8 protein-coding genes and 1 pseudogene are annotated in these 7,900 nt (G+C 61.9%); 5 read left to right on the top strand and 4 right to left on the bottom strand.

Annotated elements, in window-relative coordinates; all coding sequences use genetic code 11:
• The first annotated feature begins 50 nt into the window (after positions 1–50).
• A complete protein-coding gene (locus I5W_RS22810) occupies positions 51–956 on the top strand; it encodes a LysR family transcriptional regulator (protein WP_044530964.1) in 906 nt (301 codons plus the stop codon).
• 7 nt (positions 957–963) lie between these two features.
• On the opposite strand, the gene I5W_RS22805 is transcribed toward I5W_RS22810, so the two are convergent.
• Positions 964–1,449, bottom strand: coding sequence for an asparaginase domain-containing protein (locus I5W_RS22805; protein ID WP_044530963.1), 486 nt, complete (start codon positions 1,447–1,449; stop codon positions 964–966).
• A 184-nt stretch (positions 1,450–1,633) separates the two neighbouring features.
• Here I5W_RS22805 and I5W_RS22800 point away from each other — a divergent pair, with 184 nt between their 5' ends.
• Positions 1,634–2,398, top strand: coding sequence for a hypothetical protein (locus tag I5W_RS22800; RefSeq protein ID WP_044530962.1), 765 nt, complete (start codon positions 1,634–1,636; stop codon positions 2,396–2,398).
• Here I5W_RS22800 and I5W_RS22795 read toward each other — a convergent pair.
• On the bottom strand, positions 2,376–3,362 hold the full coding sequence (locus I5W_RS22795; protein ID WP_017449747.1) for a D-2-hydroxyacid dehydrogenase family protein: 987 nt from the start codon (positions 3,360–3,362) through the stop codon (positions 2,376–2,378). The two genes, I5W_RS22800 and I5W_RS22795, sit on opposite strands and share 23 nt — an antisense overlap.
• A gap of 190 nt (positions 3,363–3,552) precedes the next feature.
• On the bottom strand, positions 3,553–3,999 hold the full coding sequence (locus I5W_RS31635) for a hypothetical protein (RefSeq protein ID WP_148289180.1): 447 nt from the start codon (positions 3,997–3,999) through the stop codon (positions 3,553–3,555).
• 25 nt (positions 4,000–4,024) lie between these two features.
• Here I5W_RS31635 and I5W_RS22790 point away from each other — a divergent pair, with 25 nt between their 5' ends.
• Positions 4,025–5,893 carry a phosphoenolpyruvate carboxykinase (GTP) gene (locus I5W_RS22790; protein WP_044530961.1) on the top strand — a complete coding sequence of 623 codons (1,869 nt, stop codon included), beginning with the start codon at positions 4,025–4,027 and terminating at the stop codon, positions 5,891–5,893.
• Positions 5,894–5,983: 90 nt separating this feature from the next.
• Here I5W_RS22790 and I5W_RS22785 read toward each other — a convergent pair whose 3' ends face one another.
• Positions 5,984–6,436: an acyl-CoA thioesterase gene (locus tag I5W_RS22785; RefSeq protein WP_044530960.1), complete on the bottom strand. Its 453-nt coding sequence runs from the start codon at positions 6,434–6,436 to the stop codon at positions 5,984–5,986.
• 354 nt (positions 6,437–6,790) lie between these two features.
• On the opposite strand from I5W_RS22785, the gene ahpC reads away from it, so the two are divergent.
• Positions 6,791–7,354, top strand: coding sequence for an alkyl hydroperoxide reductase subunit C (ahpC, locus tag I5W_RS22780; protein ID WP_017449741.1), 564 nt, complete (start codon positions 6,791–6,793; stop codon positions 7,352–7,354).
• 260 nt (positions 7,355–7,614) lie between these two features.
• Positions 7,615–7,900 (top strand): annotated as a pseudogene (locus I5W_RS22775) (alkyl hydroperoxide reductase subunit F); the annotation flags it as partial.

Here is a 7,900-nt window from a genome sequence, read left to right as displayed (position 1 = left end):
TTTGGTGATGATGAACTCTCCCGCGGGCCGGGAAGGATGGAGGGAAAACAATGAGGATTACGCTGCGGCAATTGCAGATCTTCCTGGCGGTGGCGCAGTCCGGCTCGACCACGGCGGCGGCGGGCATGGTGGCCTTGTCGCAGTCGGCGGCCAGTGCCTCCTTGAATGAACTGGAAAGCCTGCTCGGGGTGCAGTTGTTCGACCGCGTCGGCAAGCGCCTGGTCTTGAATGACAGCGGCCGTCAATTGCTGCCGCAGGCGCGCCACATGCTGGATGCGGCACAGACCATCGAGCGTCAGTTCAGCGATCCGGCCGCCGGCAGTGAGTTACACCTGGGGGCGTCCACCACCATCGGCAGCTATCTGCTGCCGGCCATGATCGCGGCATATCGGCGCATTCATGCTGGTGCCCGGGTGCGGGCGCTGGTGGCCAATACGGCCGACATCGTGGAGGCGGTGGTCAATTTCGAGGTGGATGCGGGCTTGATCGAAGGGCCGTGCCATGCCGATGACGTCAGGGTCGAGCCGTGGATGACCGATGAATTGATCGTGGTGGCCGCACCCACTCACCCCATCGTCGCGACCGCGCGCAAGATCACGCTGAAGATGCTGCGCCAGGCCGACTGGCTCTTGCGCGAGGCCGGCTCCGGTACGCGTGAGGCGGTCGAGCACGCCTTGATTCCCTACCTGCATCACCTGCCGTCCTCCTTCGAGTTCGGCAACTCCGAGGCGATCAAGCGCGCCACGGCCGAAGGGCTGGGCATCAGTTGCCTGTCGCGCTCGGTGGTGGAAGACCTGATCGAATCGGGCAAGCTGGTTGAACTGGAGACGCCACTGCCGACCCTGCGCCGCCATTTCTACATGGTGGTCAGCCGCCACCGCGCACCTTCGCCCAGCCTGGCGGCGCTGCTGTCGTTCTGCCGCCAGTGGGCGCAGCAGCAAGCGCACCAGGCGTAAGATTTTTTCAGATGGGTTCGAACACGCCGGCACTGCGGTTCTTGGCGACCTTGTTCCAGGCGAAGATGCGGCCATTCATGGCCACATACACGCCCGGCGGCAGCACCTGGGCCACGCCGCAGGCAAAGCCGAAATTGAAGAGGGCATCCGAATTGGCGATCTCGTAGGGGATCATGGCGCCGGTCAGCACCACGGTCTTGTCGCTCAACGCCGGGCCCAGTACCTGGGCGGTCTGCTGCATGGTGTCGGTGCCGTGGACGATGACGATGGCTTGCTGGGGCGAGGCCTGGCAGGCTTGCAGCACGCGCTGGCGGTCGGCATCCTGCATCTCCAGCGAATCCAGCAGGCGCAGGGTTTCCAGGGAGACTTCGGTAGTGATGCGGGCGCGGGCGATGACGTCCGGCAGGTGGCTTTGGCCAAAGCCCAGCTGGCCGGCGATTTCGTCGTAGTGCTTGTCGAAGGTGCCGCCGGTGGCGATGATGCGCAGGCTCATGGGTTTCCTATCTTCCAACTGGTCAAAAAATTCATCAAACGGGATAAGCAAGATGCGGTCCCGGGCCCTGGAGAAGGGCGCTGCGCCCGGGCCAGGCGCTATCTTACACGCAGCAAGCTTCATTTTCGTGTGTCGGCGCCGGCCTTGGGAGCGATTTTGCCAAGCCATTTATAATGGCCCGGATATGAAACCTCTGGCACCCGGCACCGTCATCTTCCACCGCCATCGCGGCTATGGCGTGATCGTGCTCGTCAACCTGTTGACGGGCTGGATTTCTGCGCGCTTCGGCAGCGAAGTGCGCACCCTGGACCTGAACCTGTCCTCCGACGAAGTGCAGCACGCCGATGGCACGCCCATCCTGTTTCGCCGTGCGCCACCCGACCGGATGCCCCATGCACGGCTCATGGCCATGGTGCGCGAACTGCACCGGGCCGGTTACCAGCGGCTTTACTTGTACAGTTGGCCCAAGCCTTCCGGGCTGCATTGGCGCTGGCATCTCTTCAGCGGCCCGCGCAACTGGATCGAACGGCCCCGGCGCGAGGGCTGGTATGGCTCGGGCGCCGATTACAACTTCAATCCGGTGCTGGGCTGGGGCGATGGGCCCTCCTCTTCGCCCGAGGAACTGGCACGCCTGCTGGCGCAATTCGATCCGCAAGGGCTGGCGCGCGCCTTGGGGGAGGACCAGGAACATGCCAACTGGTTCGAGCAGGTATGCGCCACGCTGCTGCCGGACTATGCCTTCAGCCTGGGCTGGCATGACCACGGCACCATGCCCGAGCATCTGCCGGTGATCCCGGTGCGGCGCAACGTCCCCGACTATGCGGGAGCCCCCTTACCTTGGCCACCGGGCTGGCGGCACCTGTGGAAGCGTGGCGGGCCGATGCCGCAACTGGCTTATGACCCGCCGGTAAGAACCATTCACCGTATTACCCCAGAACCTCAGGATTGAGGACGTTGGCAGGCCGTCCAGCGGCGTAGTCGACGATGTTCTGGAAGGCCGCACGGAAGTAAAGTTCATATCCATCTTTTTCCACATAGCCCAGGTGCGGCGCGGCCACCACGTTGTCCATCTGTAGCAGGGGCGACTCCACCGGCAACGGTTCGCGCTCGTAGACATCGAGCGCGGCCAGGCCAGGGCGACCGGCCTGGAGCGCCGCTTCCAGGGCCTCGGGCTCGACCAGTTCGGCGCGGCTGGTGTTGACCAAGCAGGCGGTCGGTTTCATCCGGGCCAGGTCGGTGGCCTTGACGATGGCGCGGGTGGCGTCGTTGAGGCGCAGGTGCAGGCTCAGAACATCGGCCTGGGCAAAGAACTCTTCCTTGCTGGCCGCGGCCTGGTAACCATCCTTGACGGCCTGCTCGCGGCTGGCCTCACGTCCCCAGATCAGCACCGACATGCCAAAGGCACGACCGTAGCCGGCCACCAGCTTGCCGATCTTGCCGTAGCCCCAGATGCCCAGCGTGCGCCCCTTCAAGGCGGTGCCGATCATATTGTGATGCGGCGTGGGCGAGACCTGTTGCCAGGCGCCGGCACGCAGGGCGCTGCAGTATTGCGGCACGCGGCGCATGGCGGCCATGATCAGGGCCCAGGTCAGTTCGGCTGGCGCGGTCGGGTCGCCCACGCCTTCGACGATGGCAATGCCACGCTCGGTGGCGGCGGCCACATCGACATGGCCGCTGACCTTGCCGGTCTGGGAGATAAGTTTCAACAGCGGCAGTTTTTCCAGCAGCGGCCTGGTCAACGCCGTGCGCTCGCGAATCAGGACCACGGCATCGAAGGGCGACAGGCGCGCCGTCAACTGGCCGATGCCACGCACGGTGTTGTTGAATACCTTGACGTCGTGACCCGCCAGCAGGCTGAAGCAATCGAGGTGGCGCACGGCATCCTGGTAGTCGTCGAGGATGGCGATTTTCATGAGAGTCTCCTGGCAGACATGCGTGAAGGGTGGGGTAGCAGCCCCTCGCGCGAGCGGGCCGATGACCTCTGGCCGACATCATAAAGGGATTGCTCCGATCCGGTGTGATGCCTGTCAGGATGACGGACCGCTCGCATCTGTAGGCGCTGTGGAAGAGTGCATTGCTCTGTACGCTGACAAGGTCTGTCAGTCATTGTCCGGCTATGCGTTGCCAAAGAGCGAAAATGAAATAATCGTCCCATTTTTGGGGAGTGATATTCATATTGTGAATGGTTGGATCGGCTGTATCCCGCGAAAATCCAGTATTGAAGCGGTTTTTCGGAAAATCGCTGTTATACGCCATGGTAATGAAAAAACAGATTTCTTCCGATTTGTAATTACCTACTACATAAGTCGGGTATTTTCCGCTACAAATTTGCGTAAATTCTGTTTTATCGGGGTACAATCGCAGCCACTTTCTTCCACTCTCGACTGTCGAAGAGTGAACAAGGCCCGCCGCCAACACGGGTGTCGGGCCCGGTAGCCAGACCCGGACAGGGCGGCTGCCATCGACAAGATCGCCGTATTGTCGAGCTGGCGCGTGGATGTCGCGCTGCTTCCCGGACCACGACGATCCTGCCGTGCCTACCGAATTCATCAACTTGTGGCATTGGAGGTAGCATATGAACCAACCCCTCATGGCAGGCATTCCCGCAGTCAATGCGCCCGCCTACGTCAAACACCAGAAACTGATCAACTGGGTCGCCGAAATCGCCGCACTGACCAAGCCGGCTCGCATTTACTGGTGCGATGGTTCGCAGGAAGAATATGACCGCCTGTGCGCCGAGATGGTCGCTGCCGGCACCATGAAGAAGCTCAATCAGGAAAAGCGTCCCAACAGCTACCTGGCCTGCTCCGACCCGTCGGATGTGGCGCGGGTGGAAGACCGTACTTTCATTTGCTCGCAGAACAAGGAAGACGCCGGCCCGACCAACAACTGGACCGATCCGGCCGAGATGCGCCAGACCTTGCATGGCCTGTTCGACGGCTGCATGGCTGGCCGCACCCTGTACGTGGTGCCGTTCTCGATGGGGCCGCTGGGTTCGCCCATCGCCCACATCGGCGTGGAACTGTCGGATTCGGCCTATGTGGCGGTCAACATGCGCATCATGACCCGCATGGGCCGTGCGGTGTATGACGTGCTGGGTGCCGATGGCGAGTTCGTGCCTTGCGTGCACTCGGTGGGCGCTCCGCTGGCGGCTGGCCAGAAGGACGTGGCCTGGCCGTGCAACGCCACCAAGTACATCGTGCATTACCCGGAAACCCGCGAGATCTGGTCCTATGGCTCGGGCTACGGCGGCAACGCGCTCTTGGGCAAGAAGTGCTTCGCCCTGCGCATCGCCTCCAACATGGGCCGCGCCCAGGGCTGGCTGGCCGAGCACATGCTGATCCTGGGCGTGGAGTCGCCCCAGGGCAAGAAGCATTACGTGGCAGCGGCCTTCCCCTCGGCCTGCGGCAAGACCAACTTCGCCATGCTGATCCCGCCCAAGGCTTTTGGCGGCTGGAAGGTCACCACCATCGGCGACGACATCGCCTGGATCAAGCCGGGCGCCGATGGTCGCCTGTACGCGATCAACCCGGAAGCCGGCTACTTCGGCGTGGCCCCCGGCACCAACGAAAAGAGCAACTACAACTGCATGGCCTCGGTCGCGGCCAACACCATCTTCACCAACGTTGCGCTGACCGATGATGGCGACGTCTGGTGGGAAGGCATGACCAAGGAAGCCCCGGCGCACCTGATCGACTGGCAGGGCAAGGACTGGACCCCGGCAATCGGCAAGGAAACCGGCCGCAAGGCAGCTCACCCGAACGCACGCTTCACCGTCGCCGCGACCCAGAATCCGGTGATCGACCCGGCCTGGGATGATCCGGCCGGCGTGCCGATCTCGGCCTTCATCTTCGGTGGCCGTCGTTCCACCACCGTGCCGCTGGTGACCGAAGCCCGCAACTGGGTCGAAGGCGTCTACATGGCTGCCACCATGGGTTCGGAAACCACCGCTGCGGCTGTCGGCCAGCAGGGCGTGGTGCGCCGCGATCCGTTCGCCATGCTGCCCTTCGCTGGCTACAACATGAGCGAATACTTCCAGCACTGGCTGGACATCGGCAAGAAGATCGCCGCCTCGCCGGCCGAGCTGCCCAAGATCTATTGCGTCAACTGGTTCCGTACCGATGCCGATGGCAAGTTCGTCTGGCCGGGCTTCGGCGACAACATGCGCGTGCTGAAGTGGATGCTGGACCGCATCGAAGACCCGCAAGGTATCAAGACCGGCGGTGTCGAGCACCTGTTCGGCATCACCCCGCGTTTCGAGGATCTGCAGTGGGAAGGCCTGGACTTCAGCGCCGAACAGTTCACCACCATCACCTCCATCGACAAGGCCGCCTGGCTGAAGGAACTGGAGCTGCACGCAGAACTGTTCGACAAGCTCAAGCACAAGCTGCCGGTCGAACTGCAAGGAGTGAAGGACAAGCTGGAGAAGAAGCTGGCAGCCTAAGCTGACCGGTTCGGAGAAGACAGGAAGCGCCTGCCGCAGGGATGCGGTGGGCGTTTTCTTTTTGAGCGCCGCTGGGCGGCAGCTCCGGACTCAACCGGGCATGAGCGCGGTCAGGGGCATGAGCGCGCTGCGCAACGCTTCAGGTAGTGCCACCGGGCGGCGGCTGGCGCGATCCACGTACACATGCACGAAGTGACCCTGCGCGGCGGCAGTCTCTTGCCCCGCCTTGAAGATCCCCAGTTCATAACGCACGCTGCTGCGCCCCAGATGCGCCACCCGCACGCCGACCTCGACCTGCTCGGGGAAGGCCACCGAGGCGAAATAGTTGCACTGCGTCTCGATGACCAGGCCGATCACCTCTCCCCGTTCGATGTCCAGTACGCCGCGCTCCACCAGGTAGTGGTTCACCGCCGTATCGAACCAGCTGTAATAGACCACATTGTTGACGTGACCATAGACATCGTTGTCCATCCAGCGCGTCTGGATCGGGTGGAAATGAAGGAAATCGGCGCGGTGGCCGGGTTGGGGACGGTGCTCGCTCATCGGTATGAAGGATCAGGATTGGTCGGCTTGTGCGCTCGCACAAGAACGGCGTGCTTGCAGTAACATTGCTCCCACTTCCGCTTGCCCCGCTCCGGGGCGAGCACGGAAGTGCTCCATCTTAAGCGATCAGTCTCGCCATGGGGCCAGCGTCGTGCTTGCATCGGCGCTGGCTGTCGCCATGTAGTCCAGGCGAGGGTGCCGTTTGCGCTCGCCCAGTCCGATGATAGGCTGATCCTCAAGATCGATAGTTAAATCCAATCAAAATTATTGATTAAATAAAATTGATCTATTTTGTTTGGCGTTCTACTATTCAATCCATCGCTTCACTCAACCCCCCTTTAAAAGGAAATCGACATGTCCCTGATCAACACCACTATCAAGCCGTTCAAGGCAACCGCTTACCACGATGGCAAGTTCGTCGACATCACCGAAGCTACCCTGAAGGGCAAGTGGTCCGTGTTCGTGTTCTACCCGGCCGACTTCACTTTCGTGTGCCCGACCGAGCTGGAAGATCTGGCCGACAACTACGCTGAATTCAAGAAGCTGGGCGTTGAAATCTACGGTATCTCCACCGATACCCACTTCGCCCACAAGGCCTGGCACGACACCTCGGAAGCCATCAAGAAGGTGCAATATCCGCTGGTTGGCGACCCGACCGCTACCCTGGCACGCAACTTCGAAGTGCTGATCGAAGAAGAAGGCCTGGCACTGCGCGGTACCTTCGTGATCAATCCGGAAGGCCAGATCAAGGTCCTGGAAATCCATGACAACGGCATCGGCCGTGACGCTTCGGAACTGCTGCGCAAGGTCAAGGCTGCCCAGTACGTCGCTTCGCACCCGGGTGAAGTCTGCCCCGCCAAGTGGGAAGAAGGCGCTGCCACCCTGAAGCCTTCCCTGGACCTGGTCGGCAAGATTTAATTACCGATTGGGCTACTGCGCGGGCCGATCTCCGCGCTGCGATGCTCGCCGTACTGAAGTACGGCTGCGCTTCTCCCACGGACCTCGGCCCGCTCGCTACGCCCACTCGGCAATTAAATGCTCTGAAGAACATCCTGCTCTGAAGAACATCCCTGCAGTACCCGTCCTGCCCCGCTCCCCCCGGGCAAGCGGTCGACCCCCACAAGGGCGAGGCCGTGGTCAGGGCGACTTTGAATCTCTCAACGAGGAAGTGAATCATCATGCTTGATGCCAATCTCAAGACCCAATTGAAGGCCTATCTGGAAAAGGTCAGCCACCCGATCGAGATCGTCGCGTCGCTCGATGATGGCGCCAAATCCCGTGAGATGCAGGAACTCCTGCAAGAAATCGTGCTGCTGTCCGACCGTATCAGCCTGGTCGAACATCGCGGTACCAACAAGGATGCGCGTACTCCGTCCTTCAAGTTACATCGCCCCGGGACCAACATCAGCGTCGAAATCGCCGCGATCCCGATGGGCCACCGAATTTACCTCCCTGGTGCTGGCC

This window comes from Herbaspirillum sp. B65, assembly GCF_000333555.1.
Classification (GTDB): Bacteria; Pseudomonadota; Gammaproteobacteria; order Burkholderiales; family Burkholderiaceae_D; genus Herbaspirillum; species Herbaspirillum rubrisubalbicans.
Note: the sequence above shows the minus strand (reverse complement) of the source record. Positions and strands in the feature narration are given on the sequence as shown.

Excerpts from the sequence above, each read along its gene's own strand:
- I5W_RS22810 (WP_044530964.1), top strand. The coding sequence starts at position 51 with ATGAGGATTACGCTGCGGCAATTGCAGATCTTCCTGGCGGTGGCGCAG.
- I5W_RS22795 (WP_017449747.1), bottom strand. The coding sequence starts at position 3,362 with ATGAAAATCGCCATCCTCGACGACTACCAGGATGCCGTGCGCCACCTC.
- ahpC (WP_017449741.1), top strand. The coding sequence starts at position 6,791 with ATGTCCCTGATCAACACCACTATCAAGCCGTTCAAGGCAACCGCTTAC.
- I5W_RS22790 (WP_044530961.1), top strand. The coding sequence starts at position 4,025 with ATGAACCAACCCCTCATGGCAGGCATTCCCGCAGTCAATGCGCCCGCC.
- I5W_RS22805 (WP_044530963.1), bottom strand. The coding sequence starts at position 1,449 with ATGAGCCTGCGCATCATCGCCACCGGCGGCACCTTCGACAAGCACTAC.
- I5W_RS22785 (WP_044530960.1), bottom strand. The coding sequence starts at position 6,436 with ATGAGCGAGCACCGTCCCCAACCCGGCCACCGCGCCGATTTCCTTCAT.
- I5W_RS22800 (WP_044530962.1), top strand. The coding sequence starts at position 1,634 with ATGAAACCTCTGGCACCCGGCACCGTCATCTTCCACCGCCATCGCGGC.
- I5W_RS31635 (WP_148289180.1), bottom strand. The coding sequence starts at position 3,999 with ATGAATTCGGTAGGCACGGCAGGATCGTCGTGGTCCGGGAAGCAGCGC.